This window comes from Endoryza foliicola, assembly GCF_050589245.1.
Taxonomy (GTDB): domain Bacteria; phylum Bacteroidota; class Bacteroidia; order Chitinophagales; family Chitinophagaceae; genus Endoryza; species Endoryza foliicola.
In genome coordinates this window covers 240,679-258,682 of record NZ_JBOBEW010000005.1, presented here as the reverse complement: position 1 = coordinate 258,682, position 18,004 = coordinate 240,679, and the positions used below count along the sequence as shown (strand labels likewise).

At 40.4% G+C, this 18,004-nt stretch carries 14 protein-coding genes; 6 read left to right on the top strand and 8 right to left on the bottom strand.

Going from position 1 to position 18,004, the window contains the following annotated elements; all coding sequences use genetic code 11:
• Window positions 1–22 precede the first annotated feature (22 nt).
• From dnaE to mqnE, 4 genes are all read left to right on the top strand, one after another.
• On the top strand, window positions 23–3,670 hold the full coding sequence (gene dnaE, locus ACQ2HE_RS13370) for a DNA polymerase III subunit alpha (protein WP_430896046.1): 3,648 nt from the start codon (window positions 23–25) through the stop codon (window positions 3,668–3,670).
• A gap of 193 nt (window positions 3,671–3,863) precedes the next feature.
• Window positions 3,864–4,181 (top strand): thioredoxin, encoded by a 318-nt coding sequence (trxA, locus tag ACQ2HE_RS13365; protein ID WP_430896048.1) that lies wholly within the window; start codon window positions 3,864–3,866, stop codon window positions 4,179–4,181.
• Between the two features lie 255 nt (window positions 4,182–4,436).
• Window positions 4,437–5,732: a NupC/NupG family nucleoside CNT transporter gene (locus tag ACQ2HE_RS13360; protein WP_430896050.1), complete on the top strand. Its 1,296-nt coding sequence runs from the start codon at window positions 4,437–4,439 to the stop codon at window positions 5,730–5,732.
• An 89-nt stretch (window positions 5,733–5,821) separates the two neighbouring features.
• Complete coding sequence (gene mqnE, locus ACQ2HE_RS13355; protein ID WP_430896052.1) at window positions 5,822–6,994, top strand: aminofutalosine synthase MqnE; 1,173 nt, start codon at window positions 5,822–5,824, stop codon at window positions 6,992–6,994.
• A 202-nt stretch (window positions 6,995–7,196) separates the two neighbouring features.
• Here the strand turns inward: mqnE and ACQ2HE_RS13350 are convergent, their stop codons facing one another.
• The 6 genes from ACQ2HE_RS13350 to ACQ2HE_RS13325 all read right to left on the bottom strand — a co-directional run bounded on the left by ACQ2HE_RS13350 (window position 7,197) and on the right by ACQ2HE_RS13325 (window position 14,309).
• The gene (locus ACQ2HE_RS13350; RefSeq protein WP_430896054.1) at window positions 7,197–8,603 is read right to left on the bottom strand and encodes a TolC family protein; all 1,407 of its coding nucleotides are present in this window, start codon (window positions 8,601–8,603) and stop codon (window positions 7,197–7,199) included.
• A gap of 3 nt (window positions 8,604–8,606) precedes the next feature.
• Window positions 8,607–9,953 carry an HlyD family secretion protein gene (locus tag ACQ2HE_RS13345; protein WP_430896056.1) on the bottom strand — a complete coding sequence of 449 codons (1,347 nt, stop codon included), beginning with the start codon at window positions 9,951–9,953 and terminating at the stop codon, window positions 8,607–8,609.
• A gap of 12 nt (window positions 9,954–9,965) precedes the next feature.
• The gene (locus ACQ2HE_RS13340; RefSeq protein ID WP_430896058.1) at window positions 9,966–11,594 is read right to left on the bottom strand and encodes a peptidase domain-containing ABC transporter; all 1,629 of its coding nucleotides are present in this window, start codon (window positions 11,592–11,594) and stop codon (window positions 9,966–9,968) included.
• Window positions 11,595–11,813: 219 nt separating this feature from the next.
• Complete coding sequence (locus tag ACQ2HE_RS13335) at window positions 11,814–13,241, bottom strand: L-serine ammonia-lyase (protein WP_430896060.1); 1,428 nt, start codon at window positions 13,239–13,241, stop codon at window positions 11,814–11,816.
• A 159-nt stretch (window positions 13,242–13,400) separates the two neighbouring features.
• Window positions 13,401–13,898, bottom strand: a complete 498-nt coding sequence (locus ACQ2HE_RS13330) for an FKBP-type peptidyl-prolyl cis-trans isomerase (RefSeq protein WP_430896062.1) — start codon at window positions 13,896–13,898, stop codon at window positions 13,401–13,403.
• A 42-nt stretch (window positions 13,899–13,940) separates the two neighbouring features.
• A complete protein-coding gene (locus ACQ2HE_RS13325) occupies window positions 13,941–14,309 on the bottom strand; it encodes a hypothetical protein (protein ID WP_430902458.1) in 369 nt (122 codons plus the stop codon).
• A gap of 124 nt (window positions 14,310–14,433) precedes the next feature.
• Between ACQ2HE_RS13325 and ACQ2HE_RS13320 the strand changes: the two genes are divergently transcribed.
• Together ACQ2HE_RS13320 and ACQ2HE_RS13315 are read left to right on the top strand one after the other, a co-directional pair.
• On the top strand, window positions 14,434–15,372 hold the full coding sequence (locus ACQ2HE_RS13320; RefSeq protein ID WP_430896066.1) for a hypothetical protein: 939 nt from the start codon (window positions 14,434–14,436) through the stop codon (window positions 15,370–15,372).
• Window positions 15,369–15,875 carry a cupin domain-containing protein gene (locus ACQ2HE_RS13315; protein WP_430896068.1) on the top strand — a complete coding sequence of 169 codons (507 nt, stop codon included), beginning with the start codon at window positions 15,369–15,371 and terminating at the stop codon, window positions 15,873–15,875. Before ACQ2HE_RS13320 ends, ACQ2HE_RS13315 begins: the two co-directional genes overlap by 4 nt.
• A gap of 12 nt (window positions 15,876–15,887) precedes the next feature.
• Here the strand turns inward: ACQ2HE_RS13315 and ACQ2HE_RS13310 are convergent, their stop codons facing one another.
• Together ACQ2HE_RS13310 and ACQ2HE_RS13305 are read right to left on the bottom strand one after the other, a co-directional pair.
• The gene (locus ACQ2HE_RS13310; RefSeq protein ID WP_430896070.1) at window positions 15,888–16,559 is read right to left on the bottom strand and encodes a hypothetical protein; all 672 of its coding nucleotides are present in this window, start codon (window positions 16,557–16,559) and stop codon (window positions 15,888–15,890) included.
• 1 nt (window position 16,560) lies between these two features.
• A complete protein-coding gene (locus tag ACQ2HE_RS13305) occupies window positions 16,561–18,003 on the bottom strand; it encodes an APC family permease (protein ID WP_430896072.1) in 1,443 nt (480 codons plus the stop codon).
• Window position 18,004 lies beyond the last annotated feature (1 nt).

The following is an 18,004-nucleotide window of genomic DNA, read 5'->3' as shown; positions in this document are numbered from 1 at the left end:
GCAGGCTCAATCGTTTCGTACTATGCCCAAGTTTTCGCATCTCCATTGTCATACTCAATTCTCACTGCTGGATGGGGCTGCATCCATTCAAAGTTTGTATAAAAAGGCGGTAAAGCATCAGATGCCTGCCATGGCCATCACCGATCACGGAAACATGTTCGGTGCCTTTGAATTTGTATCAGAAGCTTATAAACATAAAAACGAAGACGGTACGCTGAAAGTAAAGCCAATTGTAGGTTGCGAATTCTATGTGGTGAAAGATCGGACGCGTCAACAATTCAGCAAAGACCAAAAAGACGAACGCTACCACCAGGTACTTCTGGCAAAAAATAAAACAGGTTATCAGAACCTTATCAAACTTACTTCACTTGGGTACATTGAGGGTATGTATAGCAAATATCCTCGTATCGATAAACAATTGATCGAAAAGTACCATGAGGGACTGATTGCCACCACCTGTTGTATTGGTGCCTATGTGCCTCAAACAATTTTACACGAAGGCGTCGACGAAGCTGAAAAAGAATTCAAATGGTGGTTGGATTTGTTTGGAGAAGACTATTTCATCGAAATTCAGCGCCACAATATCAAAGAGCAGGAAATCATCAATCAAACCCTGCTTCAGTTTTCGAAGAAATACAATGTGCCCGTAATTGCTACAAATGACAGTCATTACACAGATAAGGACGATTACAATGCACACGATATCTTGCTTTGTATCAATACCGGTGAAAAGAAAAGTACGCCCGGTTACGATGATTTTGTGAACGACGATGTGAACTTAAAAAACCGTCGTTTCAAATTCCCCAACGATCAGTTCTACTTTAAATCGCCTGAAGAAATGCAGCAATTGTTTTCGGACATACCTGAAGCAATTGACAACACCAATATGATTGTGGATCGAGTGGAAGTCTTGAATCTTAAAAAAGACATCTTGCTTCCTGCCTTTCCACTTCCCAAAGAGTTCCAGATTCACGATGATAGTAATTTGAACCAGTGGGAATATTTGAAGCACTTGACCTACTTAGGTGCGAAGGAGCGCTACTCAGATCTCACGCCTGATATTCAAGAGCGGATCGACTTTGAATTGTTCACCATCAAAACCATGGGATTTGCCGGGTACTTTTTGATTGTAAGTGATTTCATCAAAGCCGGAAGAAACTTGGGAGTATTTGTTGGGCCGGGGCGTGGTTCTGCAGCCGGTAGCGTAGTAGCTTATTGTATTGGCATCACTAATATAGACCCTGTTAAGTACAAACTACTTTTTGAGCGTTTCTTAAATCCTGATCGTAAGTCAATGCCGGATATCGATACGGACTTCGATGATGAAGGCCGTCAGAAAGTAATCGATTATGTAGTAGGAAAATACGGTCAAAATCAGGTAGCCCAAATCGTTACTTATGGTACGATGGCAGCGAAGATGAGTATCAAAGACGTGGCACGTGTAATGGATCTGCCTTTAGCAGAATCAAATGCTATGGCGAAGATGGTTCCGGAGAAACCCGGAATAGAATTGGGAAAAGTATTGCATGCCAAGCTTACCACTAAGGAAGGCGAAGGTTCATTAGAAGAAAAATACAATCTCACTCCTGAAGAAATCGACTCGGTTAAAAAGCTTAGGGAAATTTATAAAAGGGAAGAAACCTTAGAAGGAACGGTTTTACATGAGGCCGAACGTTTGGAAGGTTCTGTGCGTAACACCGGTATCCATGCTGCAGGTATCATCATTGCTCCAAAAGACCTTACAGAACTTATTCCGGTTTGTATTGCCAAAGATTCACCGCTTTGGGTAACACAAATTGAGGGCAGTATCATTGAAGACGCGGGTGTAATCAAGATGGACTTCTTGGGTTTAAAGACCCTCACCATCATTAAGAATGCTTTGCGCATGATCAAAGAAAATCATGGCGAAGAAATAGACATCGATTATATTCCACTCGACGACGAGAAGACCTTTCAAATCTATCAAAAAGGTGACACCATCGGTACCTTCCAGTTTGAAAGTCCCGGCATGCAGAAATACCTGCGCGATTTGAAACCGGATAAGTTCGATGATTTGATTGCGATGAACGCCTTGTACCGTCCCGGTCCATTGGCCTATATCCCCGACTTCATTGATCGTAAACATGGAAAGCAAGCCATTCAATATGATTTGCCTGAAATGGCCGAGTACTTAGAAGAGACTTACGGAATTACGGTTTATCAAGAGCAGGTGATGTTGCTTGCGCAAAGTTTGGCCGGATTTAGCAAAGGAGATGCCGACGTGTTGCGTAAGGCAATGGGTAAAAAGCAGAAGGCCGTACTCGACAAAATGAAAAGCCAGTTTATTGATGGTGCAAGTAAGAAAGGACACGATAAAGAAAAACTGGAGAAGATTTGGACAGACTGGGAGGCATTCGCTCAATATGCCTTCAACAAATCGCACTCAACATGTTACGCCTTTGTTGCGTATCAAACTGCTTATTTAAAAGCCCACTACCCTTCCGAATACATGGCTGCAGTTTTGAACAACGCCGGTAGTATTGAAAAAATCACCTTCTTTATGGAAGAGTGCAAGCGGATGGGGTTGAATGTACTGGGTCCCGATATCAATGAATCTAAAAAAGGATTTGCCGTAAATAAAGTGGGTGATATTCGATTTGGCTTAGGTGGATTAAAGGGTGTAGGCGAAGCCGCAGTAGATGCCTTAATTGAAGAACGTGAATGCAAAGGAGCCTTCTCCTCCATATTCGACATGATCAAGAGAGTAAACCAACGCACCGTGAATAAAAAGACATTGGAAAGCTTGGTTTATGCCGGGGCATTTGATTGCTTTAAAGACATTCACAGAGCACAATATTTTTACTTGGCACCCGGCGAATCAAAAAACGGATTAGAACGAATTATTACCTGGGGTCAAACACAACAATCTTTAAGTTCTGGAACCTCAAATACTTTATTCGGCGATCTGCCATCGGTAATGGAAGTGCCGGCTCCCAAACTTGCTGTATGTGAGCCATGGACGCTCACCGAGTTGTTGAATTATGAAAAAGAAGTGACAGGAATGTTCATGAGCGGTCACCCTCTCGATCATTTTAAATTTGAAATCCAACATTACGGTATAACCAATATGAGTGATTTCAATGAAATGAAAGACACCATTAAAACACTCGGCAATTCAGGCAAAACCATTCGTCTGGCCGGACTCGTAACAGATGCGCAGCACCGTGTTACTAAAACCGGAAGAAATTTTGGTTCATTCATTTTGGAAGATTTAAGTGGCAAGAGTGAATTTATGTTGTGGAGTGACGATTACGTGAAGTATTCGAACTATCTGGAAAAAGGAAAGAACCTATTCTTACTAGGACATTTCAAAACCCGATGGGGCAAAGACGATGATTTTGAATTCAAAGTAACGGGCATCATCCTATTAGAAAGTATCAAACAAAGTTTTACCAAACAACTGATTCTTTCCTTGGAAGCTCGACACATTACTCCGAAACTAGTTGACTTCTTAGATCAGAATATAAAACAGTTTAGAGGAAAGTCTGGTTTGAAGTTTATTATCAAAGATTCCAAACAGCAACAGAAAGTAACCTTATACAGTTTGGAAAGTGGATTCGAAATGAACGAAGAAATGGCTCATTTTTTACAAGAAAGCCCCGAACTTGAAGTGCAAGTAATTAGTAATTAATAGCTTGCAAAGACTATTTAATATTAGCGTCAGTAAGAGTATCCTTGAGGTAACTGACAATTGGGATTGTTTTAACAGGAAAAATGACAAGTTTTGCACAACGGTCTGCCAGCTTTGCGGGTTATCGATAATGGCGTTAAATTTGTCCTCCTTTGTATAAATCATTTGATCTAAATACTTTAAACAATTAATTATGGCATTAGAATTCACAGATGGCAACTTTCAAGAGAAAGTGATCAGTTCTGATAAATTAACAGTAGTTGACTTTTGGGCAGAATGGTGTGGTCCTTGTCGCGCAATTGGTCCCGTAATCGAAGAATTATCTAAAGAATACGATGGTCGCGTAAATGTGGGAAAAGTAAACGTTGACCATAACCCTAAGTTGTCAATCGACTTCGGTGTTACCTCAATCCCTGCGATTCTTTTTATCAAAGGTGGTAAGGTAGTTGATAAATTAGTAGGTGCACAACCTAAAGGCAATTTCGTTAAGAAAATTGAGCAACACATTTAACAGATTGTTGTGGATTACAATACTCGGTCCCGGTCGCTATAACGACCGGGATTTTTGTTTTCGAGAATCTGAGGTCACAGATAATTACTCATGTTAGAATAATCCCTTTATAGTCTTTGTATCGATATTTCAACCACCTATACAAATAACGGATTATTGGGCCTTAGAAAAACATGTTAAGCCCCCTGAAAACACCCGATTTTATTGAAAATTCGTTTATATTGCTGTTTTCTTACTATTACCAAAAACTACTGCATGAACCCTGCTATTGAAAATTTGATGCGTGGTGCCCTCGGCATGTTTTTCCTCATATTTATTTGTTGGATTTTTAGTACCAATAGAAGAGCCATTAATTGGAAGTTGGTTGGAATTGGCATTGCAGCTCAAATTGGTTTTGCCCTTGGAGTGTTGAAAGTTAACGTAGTCAAAATCGTTTTCTCTTGGCTCAGTGCCAAATTTGTAGAGTTGATCAATATCGGCCACAAAGGAATCGAGTTCATTTTTGGTAATTTGGCAGATTCTAACGGTTCTTGGGCCTACATTTTCGGAGTTCAAGTACTTCCCAATATCATTTTCTTTGCCGCATTGTCGGCTATGTTTTATTACCTGGGAATTTTGCAGAAGGTTGTTTATGTGTTTGCCTGGATGTTGAAGAAAATTGGCATCTCCGGTCCTGAGAGCGTTTCCACTGCGGCGAATATCTTTCTGGGCCAAACGGAGGCCCCATTAATGATTCGCCCGTTTCTCGACAAACTTACCCGCTCTGAAATGATGTGTATTATGGTGGGTGGTATGGCCAATACTGCAGGAAGTGTGTTAGCCGCTTATGTTGGTTTTCTGGGTGGAAACGATCCGGTTCAACAACAATATTTTGCGCTTCACATGTTGAGTCAAAGTATCATGAGTGCTCCCGCTGCAATTGTGGTTTCCAAAATACTCTTCCCGCAAACAGAAAATGTAATGCAGGAACTAAAAGTGCCAAAGGAAAAATTAGGCGACAATTTCCTGGATGCCATTTCCCTAGGTACCACAGACGGTTTAAAGCTAGCTGTAAATGTGGGTGCCATGTTGATCGTGTTCACGGCGCTTATGTATATGGGAAACTGGGTATTGGGAACCATTTCTTACAGATTTGGTTTTAACGATGAAATAGTTTCATTAACCGGAGGACGATACAATTCCTTGTCACTTCAAATGATTCTAGGCTATATTTTCGCGCCGGTTGCATGGCTAATTGGGGTCAACTCCAATGAGATGGTTATGGTGGGGCAGCTTTTGGGCGAGAAAACCATTTTGAATGAGTTCGTTGCCTATATTTCGTTTGGTGACATGAAAACGACGGGAAAAATTGCTGACCCAAAATCGATATTGATTGCCACCTATGCCCTTTGTGGATTCGCTAATTTTGCCTCAATAGGAATACAAATTGGCGGTATCAGTCAATTGGCCCCCAATCAACGAAAAAATCTAACAGAATTAGGAGTCAAAGCCCTATTGGGAGGTACAATTGCCTGTTTAATGTGCGGCTGTATCGCAGGAGCTTTATCGTAATTCACTAAACTTTTGGTAAGCGGGTATGTTTAAAATCATGTAGACATACCCGTTTTCTATTTGTAACTTTGCACCTGAAATTTGAGACTATGGATCATTCTGCGATTAATGCAATTGTAGCAGCCGAAAAGAACACCGGCTTGAGAGCAATCGGCAATAAGGTAATCAAAGGCGAACGCCTCTCCCGAGAAGAAGGAGTACTCTTATTTGAAGAAGCGTCGCTTCCTTTTGTAGGAGCTTTAGCGAATTTTGTGAGAGAAAAACTACATGGCAATAAAACATACTTCAACAGAAACTTTCATATTGAACCTACCAATGTGTGTGTATTCACATGTAAGTTTTGTTCATACTCACGTTTATACGCTCATAAAGAAGAAGGTTGGGAATTGAGCATCGATCAAATGATGCACATTGTAAAAAAATACGACGGTCAACCTGTAACCGAAGTACACATTGTAGGCGGCGTACACCCTAAAATGCAACTAAGCTTCTTCGCAGATCTTTTGAAGCAAATCAAAGCTCACCGACCTGATTTGCACATCAAAGGATTTACAGCTGTGGAACTCGACTATATGTTCAGAAAAGCGAAACTGACTGTAGACGAAGGGATGAAAGTGCTGAAGGAAGCCGGCTTAGATTCATTACCGGGCGGTGGTGCTGAGATTTTCGCACCAGCTGTAAGACAACAGATCTGCGACGATAAAGTAGACGGCAAAGGCTGGTTGGAAATCCACAAAGCTGCTCACAATGCAGGCATGCACTCTAATGCAACCATGCTTTACGGTCATGTTGAATCTTACGCAGATCGAGTAGACCATATGGATCAACTAAGAAGCTTACAGGATGAGACCAAAGGATTCAACACCTTCATTCCTCTTAAGTTCAGAAATCACGACAATGAGATGAGTCATATTCCTGAAGTGAGTGTAATTGAAGACTTGAAATTGTATGCCATCGCTCGTTTGTACATGGATAATTTCCCGCACCTAAAAGCCTACTGGCCCATGCTCGGTCGCAAAAATGCTCAATTGACCCTGGCATTTGGTGTTAATGATATTGATGGAACAATTGACGATACAACCAAAATTTACTCAATGGCAGGTTCGGAAGAGCAAACACCTTCAATGACCACCGGAGAATTAGTAACCTTGATTAAACAAGTTGGACGTCAACCCATCGAACGAGATACGCTCTACAAAGAGATTAGAGATTATACTGATGTTCCGTTGGCTACGATAGATGCAAACCCACTTTTGAATTAAGAATTAAGAAGTAAGAATTAAGAATTGGGCACCATAGCAACTAGTCGGTGGAGACACGTATAGGGTAAATAAGCGAAAGTCTAACTCGCTCACTTATTTAATTGTATAAAACAAGAACGAAATTCTTACAAAATAACCTCGTTCACAAAGTACTCATTCATCTCGAAGCACTAATTCTTAATTATTAATTCTTAATTCTTAATTACTTCAGTCCACCCGCAGCCCAAACTAGCCCTGCATTCGACTTGTAGTACTTTGTTTTTAGCTCAATCAATTTCTGGCTTGCTTCTAACCATTTCTGTTCACGAGAATTGAGTACAAAGAGTGTGCTCTCTCCTATTTCGTATTTCTGACGTTCACCAATTAATAATCGATAATAATTCTGAACCGCATTCTCATAAAGAACAATCTGTTGCTTCAATGTAAATACTTCATTGTAATAGGTCTTCACCTTGTTTCGGATACCCAACTGGGTAAGTGATTGATCTAAAACTGTATTTTGAATTTTCAATCCAGCTTGCTTATAGGCTCCACGAGCTTCAGATAAACGTAAAGGCATTACAAATTGAAAACCAAATTTGTAATTATTCTCTAGAAACCCGGCACTCACTTTGTCAACCACATTATATCCTTTGTTCAATAGTTGCATTTTAGCATCGAACTTGGGCAATAGGCTTTGAAACTTTAGTTTCTTTTCTATAGCCAGCGCGTCTAATTTGAAACCGAACGATTTCAACTTAGGATGATTGTCAGAAAGTGTAAGCGCTTCTTCATAGGTAGGAGCTTGGAAACTCACCCATTGATCCTTCCATTTATCGTCGGGAGTAATGTTTTCATTTAAAGCTACAGGCTCTCCAGTTTGGCTCCACATATATGCCGACAAAGCAATGGTTTCATTCTGGAATTTCAAATACGCGTCTGTTTTCATCAACTGCACCTGCTGCAATTGAGTTAAGGCCTCCACCGTGTCAATTGCAGGTCGGTTTCCTTGCAACACTTCTTGCTTTACAAAACCGAATCGTGCCAAATTCACTTTTTCAGAAGCATCGAAAATTTGAAACACTTGATATGCCCTCAACCATTCCCAATATTCTGCAACGGCATCAAACAACAGGTCGTTGACAGCAAGCTGTTGCTCTGCCTCCGATTGTTTCACAAATAATTTCGCTTGTTGAAGCGCTGCTCTTCTTTTGTCGATCACCAAATCTTTCAATAGTGGAACACTGGCACCCAAATAGCTAGTTTGCCCAACGCTGCTTTCAGGATTGAGCTTCGTGCCATTGATATTTTCAATACCGGTGTACAACTCCACTCCGTACCAAGTTGGAATTTGTAATTCAGGATTGTAGTAGCTGTAGTAGAGGTCGCCACCAAAACGCTTGCGTTCAAAATTATCGGTAAGAACGGGATCAAAGCCCCCTCTAGCAATGGTTACCCCTGCTTTCGCTATCAAAACATTATTGGAAGCTTGCTTGGCAACCGGATGGTAGGCTCTTACGATCGCAAGAAAACCCTGCTCCGATAAACGGGGCATTGTATCATATTGAGATTGCGCTTTCCAATGCAGAGCGCTTAACAACACCAATAAAAAGAATAGTTTGCTTCTCATGAATTATTTCTTAGTCTTTTCAGAGGCTTTGGATGTTTTATAATACTCAGGTGGGAATCCATTGATGTTTCGCCACAATTCATACCAAATAGGTACATCTTTCAACAATGCAAACCCGGAAGCGCCTGTACCCATTTTCAATTCCTTGGGCCAAGGCTTTTCATTGGGATCTTCAACTACTAACACACGAAAAAGCCCATTGTCATTCAATCCATTTTCTACTACCACTACTTTTCCTGAGAAAGTTCCATAGGATGCCTGTGGCCAACCACTAAAAACGATTGCCGGAAATCCATCAAAAATGAATCGAACGCGCTGACCTGTATCTACCAATGGAAGGTCAACTGGTTTTACATACAGTTCAACGGCAAGCTGCGGATTTGCAGGTACAATTTCAACCAACATCTCCCCTTCTTTCACGATCTCATTCAATCCACTTTTGCGTGCTCTTACTACTTGCCCGTCTTGTGGTGCTTTAATATAATACTGTCCACTACGAATATTATAATTTGTGTATTGATTTTCTAATTTTGCGATTTCACCTGCACCTGTTGCAATCTGAGAAAGCGACTGATAACGATCTCCGCTCGCTTTTGATATTTTCTCCAAATATTGTTGTTGTTCTCCGTTCAACTCTAATTGCAAGCGAATCATTTCCTGTTTAGAGTTTCCGAATTTGATTTCAGCCGAAGTTCTTTTCGCTTGTGCATCTTGAAAAGCTTGGTTACGTTGTTCCAATTGAAGCAAAGAAACCAGCCCTGAATCATACAAAGCTTTTTGTCGTTTGAATTGAACCTGCTTGAAATTATAGTCATTCTGTGCAGCCAGCATATCCATACTATCGGCGGTAATCTTTTGTCGTTGCTGGTAGATCTTGTTTTGAATCTCACTTACTTTCAACGACAGTGAGTTTTCCAATGCTTTGATTTGAGCATCTACCGTTTGAACCTTGCTTCTATAGCTTTCAACAGCAGTCTTCTTTGATTCTAATTGTTCTTCTGTTCTATTCAACAACGCAGGATCCAAGTAGTCATCTTTGATCTCGGCCAACACGGCAATGGTATCTCCTTTTTTCACAAAATCACCTTCTTTCACGTTCCATTTCACGATTCTTCCTGCAATAATGGTGTTTAATTCTTGCGGGCGTTGTTCTTGACGAAGCGCCGTAACATCACCTCGAGTGCGAATGTTCTGCGTCCATGGCAACAACAAAATAAGCCCCATACCAATTAATATTCCCAAGAACCATTTTCGAATATTACTCACGCGATTCGCGCGGTACACTTTCGAAAATGAACTCACAACATTTGCCTGTCCGGCATCTGTAAGTTGCTTTCTAATTCCTTCCATTTTCTAGAGTGTTTAGAGTTTTATGATTTGATTGCATTGAGACTGAAACCATTCATCATTGGTTACAATGATTGCAGTAGTGTTAGGCATAGACTTAAGGATGTACTCTTGTATTGGCCTTACCTCCTCATCATTCAAGCCATTCCATGGATCATCCATTAACAAGAGTCGGGGTTTGTGAATCAACGCTCGCACCAATACTAATTTCTGCATGGTTTTCTTACTAAGGTGCTTGGCCCCGGTGGTTAATGAGTATTCCAATTGCATTGGTAATGAACGAACGAATTTCTCCAAGCCTACCATTTTTAATAAGTCATAGATATCATCGTCATGAATGTCTTCATGGCCCATGGTTAAATTTTCACGAATGGTGCCATTGAAAAGTTCATCATAATTGAATTGGATACCTGTTTGGAATCGATAGGATGCCAAATTGATTTGTGATAAAGGAATTTGATCGACCCAAATTTTGCCTTCATAAGGCTGGTAAGCCCCTGTTAGTACTTTCAACAGGGTGCTGGTACCAGCTCCAAGTTTTCCATAGATTGATACTTTTTCGCCGGGCTGAACGCTCAACGATACTTCGTTTAGAATAGGTTGCTTTTCATCATAGCTAAAACTAAGTTCCTCTGTTTTAAGAGCGATTCCTTGCGAACGCACTTCGAGGTCCTTGGCACCTGTACTTTCCTTTTGAAGATCACTTAACTTTTCCAGTTTTTCAACAGAGGTTAATACATCGTATACTTGATCGAGGTTACCAATCAATTTCTCTACGGAGCCCATCAAAGATAGGATCACGATTTCTGCTGCTATGAATTGTCCAATGTTCAATTGCTGATCAATCAAAAGAAAACTACCGACTATCAGCATTGAAGCGGTAATAATGATTTTGAATCCAATAAGCGACCAATATTGAAACAGGAGCACTTTAAAGTGATTGGTTCTTGCTTCCAAGTACCCGGAAACACCTTCATCCGTTTTTTTGATATGCATTGTTTTCGATCCTGAAAACTTGAATAGCGTTACAACGCGCGCCAATTCTTCCAACCAGCCTGCAACTTTATATTTATAGTCACTTTCTTCGATGCTGGTCTCCAAGCCACGGTTTCCGGAATAACGCAATAGCAAATAAAGGATGGTTAACAAGGTAAGACCAAAGATGATGAATACGGGATGATAGAAACTCAATAGAATTAAGCCAAATAAAATTTGAATGCTAGCTGCAGGAATGTCGAGTAAAAGCTTGGCCAACCCTTTTTGTAAGGAGATTGTATCAAAAAAACGATTCACTAATTCCGGTAGGAAATATTTTTGAGCCCCTTTTAAGTTAATAGTAGGGATGGTATGAGAATACAGAAATGAATACCGCACAAAGAGTTGTTGCTGGATTTTTTCAATGATCTTCATTTGATTCACTTGAAGAAGACCGTTTAAAAAAACACTGGTAACAACAAATACAATTAACAGCACTAAAGAAGTTGAAATGGCTCCTCCGAGTACAAAACTGATGATGGACTGAATACCCAATGGAAGTGCCAATTGCACAAGTCCACTGAATACTGCATAAAAGTAGATAGCCGAAATTTCTCTTTTTTCGTACGTAATAATACTCAGTATCCTTCTTAAGGCGTTAATTTTCATTTGATTAGGTTAAATTCAAAGAAAGTTGCTACTTCCAACACCTATAACGGTTTTGGGTTTGCAAAATTACTTGAGAACCATAACAAAAGAAATTAAGAAAAGATTAAATAGGAAGCTTTAACTTTTTTTAACAGAAAAGCAATCAGATTCAAGCACTAGGATGATTTCACAAGGCTTTTCATTTCAACAGAGGTATCTAATTATTCGCTATTAATAGAATTAGCATTCCGGCAGGCTTATAGGAATATGCACCGCTAATCCTCCTTCAGCGGTTTCCTTGTATTTAAAACTCATATCTCTTGCGGTATCCCACATTGTTTTTACAACTGTATCAAGCGAAACTTTTGCGTAATCGGGCGCACTTTGTAAAGCAAGTTGTGTAGCCGTTATCGCTTTGATCGCTCCCATCGTATTTCGCTCAATGCAGGGCACCTGAACCAGCCCCCCAATTGGATCGCAGGTTAATCCTAAATGATGTTCCATGGCGATTTCGGCGGCCATTAAACATTGACGTTGCGACCCACCTAACACTTCGGTTAAACCGGCTGCCGCCATGGCGCTGGAAACTCCAATTTCAGCCTGACATCCACCCATAGCTGCAGAAATAGTCGCTCCTTTTTTAAAGATACTTCCTACTTCTGAAGCAGTTAACATGGCTTGATGTATTTTATTGATGTCTGCACCTTCACAGAACACGTAGTAGTAAAGAAACACAGCCGGGATCACGCCTGCGGCCCCATTGGTTGGAGCGGTTACCACTCTGCCAAACGATGCATTCTCTTCGTTCACTGATAGAGCAAAACAACTAACCCAATCCAATATGTATTTGAAGTCATTCCCGCCGTCGCGTATTGCTTTCACCCACGATTCAAAATTGGTATAAGATCTATCTTTCAACAATCTTTTGTTCAAGGCCGCTGCTCTGCGCTGCACATTCAACCCTCCCGGTAAGATGCCTTCGGTATGACACCCTCTGTAGACGCAGGCTTTCATAACCTCCCAAATCTTAGTTAAACCCGCTCTAGTAGCAGATTCTTCTCGCCAAGCATGTTCATTTTCTAATACCACATCACTTATGTGTAATCCGGTTTTTCTACACCAATGCAATACTTCTTCAGAGGTATTTATTGGGAAAGGCAAGTCTACTTGTTCTTTATCATTATTCGTTTCCCCTTCTTTCACTACAAAACCACCTCCAATTGAATAGAAAGTTTCAGAGAAAGCCTCTCCATTGTGCAAGGTCACCAAAAAGCTGAGTGCATTTGGATGAAAAGGCAAAGATTCATTCATTAAGAATTCTAAATCTTTCTTAGGGTCAAAAGACAAATCCAAAGTGCCATTTAAAGGGAGGACTCGATTGGAATGGATGGATTGAAATTTGGGATCGATACTGTCTACATCTATCGTAACAGGGTCTTCGTTACAGAGTCCGAGCAATACTGCTACATCGGTACCATGTCCTTTACCGGTTTTCGCCAAAGAACCATATAACAGCACTTTCAAATGAGATACTTGATTTAATCGGTTTTGATCAGTAAGCCGGGTAACGAATTGCTGAGCTGCACGCCATGGCCCTAAGGTATGAGAGCTGGAAGGGCCTACACCAATTTTAAATATATCAAATACAGAAATAGCTTCGTGTGGCAAGGAATATAGATTTATGTAAAAGAAAATGCCCTGTGGAACAGGGCACAAACTTAATCATTTGTTCGTATTGTTTACATTTTTGAATCTTAGGATAGATATTGCCTACCCAATAGCTTTGATAAAAAATAATAAACCAACACTCATTCAATTAAAACTGCATTATTGAAAGTCTGTTAAAGTGATGTCGAAAATAAGGATTGAGTTTCCAGGGATCACCACATTGCCACTGTTGTCTTTAATATCTTGGCTACCATAACCTAAGCTAGGAGGAATAAAGAGTCGAATTTGACCACCTTTTTTAATTAAGGGGATGCCTACTTTCCATCCTTCTATCAAGGTTCCCAAAGTGAATACTTGGCTGGTTTGAGAATCGAACACTGTGCCATTAGTTAGCTTTCCTGAATAGTTGATCAAAATGGCGGAACACTGCGATGGGCTGGCTGTTCCTGTACCATCAGCCAGAATCTGATAATACATATTACTACTATGCTTGGTGGCAGTGAGACCATTGCTTGTTAAATAGGTAACAATTGCTTGTTCTTCAGAACTTGACGCCACTGTACCGTTGACTTTATAGGTACAACCTGCTGTGCTTTTCAAACAACCCGACAAAAAGAGTGCGGAAACGGCCACTAAAACGATACTTAAGATCCTCATTTTCAAATTTTTTGGCGAATATAATACACAAAAAGACAAGACTCAACCCTGAGATGCTGCATCTTGATTGCCTTGCTGTCGCTTTTGCTTTGCCTTCAGTTCCAAATACAACTGTTCTTTCATATCCCACTGGTGTTTTTTGTAGAAAATGGCAACAAAACAAACAATCAAACCTATGGAAATCAATAAAGTAGAGGGGTTCAGCTTGGCATTTGCCATTGCTTCTGCCCTATTGTACCAGAATTTACCCGACAGGAGAATTAAAATTATGGGGATAGAAAAGATCAAACCAACAGGCAACCCAATAATCCATTGACGGGTCCATTTTTTTTCCAAAAGGCGGTTTTTTTCCCAATATTCTACGAAATCAGCTTCCTTCTTACTCAACATAACTTCATGATTTTTACGCATTCGTGACCAATTACAAAAATAAACAAGGAATTGTTACGTTATAGATTTATCTGTTAACAGACAAAATCCAAATACCTTGAAATTATCCGCTTTACTTACAAATTATTTGTATCAAAACAAAAGGTTGGCAATTCCCAAAATTGGCACTTTTACAATTGACGCAGCAGTTGTAGTACCTGATCCGGAAGAAAAAGAATTTGAAGACTTCCTTTCTCAAATTCAATTCAAGGCAGGCGGTGTTAACCAAACTGATGAAGCCACCATTCAATTTATACGCGAACAAACAGGTAAAATTAGACCTCTGGCTGAATCTGATTTTGAATCGTATGTAAACGATATGATCCTTCTTCTCAATATTGGCAAACCGGTATTACTCGAGGGAATCGGTACGATCTTGAAAACAAAAACCGGAGCATTGGATTTTATACCGGGCTTACACGGTGTTGAGAAAGTAGAGATTTTTCCGGCCGAAAAGCCTGTTGAAAAACAAGCTGAGAAGAAAGCAACATTAAAACCTGCATCAAAAATAACGAAACCCAAGACAAGCAATGTAGAAGCGCCTCAGTTGAAAAGAGGGCTATTACTTGCCGGCGCGTTCGCTGCTTTAGTGATTGTTTTAGGAGGTGGATATTGGTTGTATAGTTCAAATGGTTCGGAAGGGAATAGCAAATTAGATGTTGCAGAAAATAATACTACCAACCTTCCTATTCAAGCTGCTCTTACAGCAAACAATGCCGACACAGTTCAACAAAGTCAAACCAATTCAACAACTGGTGCCGCTGTAAATACGGCGCCTGTGGCTGCCAGTCCAGATACAACAGTCGCTTCTGAAAAGCAATACAAGTTTATTTTACAGGCTACTAAGAAAAAGCACATTGCAGATTCGAATTTTGCAAAAGTAAAAATTGATTACCCGAATTTATTTTTAGAGAAATCAGCTGATGAAACCTATAAGATTTACCTTTACAGGAAATGTAAGGCAACTGATACTACTCAAATTAAGAAAGATTTGAATTACTGGTATTGGGGCCGAAAAGAAATAAGGGTAACTATAGAACAATGAGAAAATCTGCCGAGTATTGGATTAAGAAATTAGACTTACTAACTCATATTGAAGGGGGCGCATACAAAGAAACGTATCGTGCCCCTTTGTTATTTTCAAAAGACCAGTTACCGGCCAGCTATTCAGGTGCACGCCCAGCTGCAACCGGTATCTATTTCTTGCTTCAGAAAAATCAATTCTCTGCACTTCATAAAATAGCGAGTGATGAGATGTGGCATTTTTATGATGGAGATCCCATTGAGATCATAGAGATCAAAGAGGATGGCACTTTGTACCAACACCTTTTAGGGCCTGATTTAGAACAAGGACAAGTATTTCAATTGGTAATTCCGGCAAATAGTTGGTTTGGCTCTCGTGTACTGGGCGAAGGAGCATACGCACTTGTAGGTTGCACCGTGGCCCCTGGATTCGATTTTGCCGATTTCGAGTTAGCAAAAAGGGAAACACTGATTGCAGCATTTCCCCTTCATAAAAATATCATTACAGAACTTACACGTGATTAGCGAAAAAACCGATTAGTATAGATTATTGAAAGCCTCTACAGCAGCCATCAACTCTTCTTCCGTTTTACAGCGGTTTTTATTTTTGTCTAACCACTCTTTCAATTTCCCGGTGGTATCGCCGATAGCTTCTAGAAAACTCGCTCTGTCTTTCTTGATTTTGATCGCATAACCGCCCGGTTTGGAAATGTAGTATGTTTCGGTGAGGCTGTATTCTTTGGTGGTACTAGCTTTGTTGTATTCAGCAACATCCACCAAACTCTTCTTATTTAATTTCAACAATGCAGTAGCACCATCTTGTAACACTTGATAAAAGGTGGCATCAGTATTTCTTTCCACTGCTAGAAATCCGCAACGAAACAAATATCTCATACCTGTTGCCGGAGTCAATACAAACTCTTTCACAGGATTCACTACAGCCAAGGTTTTATTCTGATGTAGAAACAATAATTCATTGCTAAATATGTCGAGCTTCAATTGAAACTTATCGGCCTTGCTTCCATCTTTCAAGTAAATAACACCGGGCGTCCATTCGTCCATAAAAAATGGGCTGCCTACAATATTACTATTTGAGCCGCCATTTTTGTAAACATTGCCACTAAGATCGTCTCTTAAAATTTGTTGATTTTGTGCAAACCCATCAAAGGCAAGAAGAAGCAGCGATGCAAAAAAATAGAATCTTTTCATATTACGAAACATTGGTTTTAGAGCTTTTTCTCTTTAAATATAAGTACAAAGGTATTCCCGAACATGTTAAAATTAACCCTAAAACAGAATTGATTACCGGAGTTTTACCGGTTAGGTAGTTTTGAATGTCATTGTACACTGTTACAACAAAGTATAAAACAGTGAAAGCCACAAAGATGAGAGGGATATAAGGGAAACCCCATACCTTGTAGGCTCTCGGCACTTCAGGCATTTTTCTTCTCAGTATAAAAATGCCGTAGCCGGCAAATCCGTAAAAAATCCAAGTGATGAAAACAAACAAATCGGTTAGCATATCGAAGCTGCCGGTAAGAACAAATAAGGAACTCCAAACAGCATGCAACCACAGCGCATTACCGGGTGTTTTATAACGGGGATGTACCTTTCCAATCCAAGAAAAAAAGTGCTTTTCGTGCCCCATAGCAAAACTGATCCGTGCACAGGGCATCACGTTCCCATTGATTGCTCCCAAGGTTGATATCATCACCAATAAGGCTATAAGCTCAGAGCCATGCTTACCCATGACCGGGAACAAAGAATCGGACGCAACCAAGGGTGAAGCGGCCATTTGATCAACCGAAAGCATGTATACGTAGGCCTGATTCGTAAGCACGTACATTACAATACAAATACCCAATCCATACAAAAGCCCCTTGGTAATGTTTCGTTGTGGGTTTCTCACTTCACCAGCCATCATACCTAAATTGTTCCAACCATCATAAGCGGCCAAAGCTCCACTGGTTGCTGCGATAATCGCTCCAACCATGGCCCAACCCTTTAGATGATATCCCTTCGATAGTTCTGTAAAATGAGCAGTATCACCTTTGCCGGAAGTAAAAATTATAGCCACTAAAATCAATAATACCAGTACTTTCAATGCAGTAAAAAAGATCTGAAAACTGCCCCCTACCCTTACACTAAAATAATTTAAAAAGGTAATACCCAAAATAACAGCAATGGCCAGCAACTTTGTTCCAATAAAAGCCAATGGATACAAGGTACCTACGAAAGGGATAACAATGCGAAAACTCTGTTCGGTTGCTTCAGAAAACCGCGGTAAGTGAACAAACACACCGGTGTATTCTGCGAAAACGTAAGCAATAGCTGCAACTGAAGCCGTATTGATAACAACGAAACTTGCCCACCCTGCGAGGAAAGCGAAGAAGTCGCCATACATATGCCGAAAGTAAACATATTGCCCACCTGTTTGAGGAAGAATAGAACCTACTTCTGCATTGATCATTCCACCAAAAAGCGAAATGATTCCCGCGCCAACCCATACCGCCAACAAGAGAACCGGTGATCCCAATTGAGCCGCCATGGTAGCGGGTTTCATAAAGATGCTACTGCCAATAACCGCACCCACAACTATTGCAATACAAGCCCATGTTCCAAGTTTCCGTTCCAATTCGGGCGCGCCACTCATA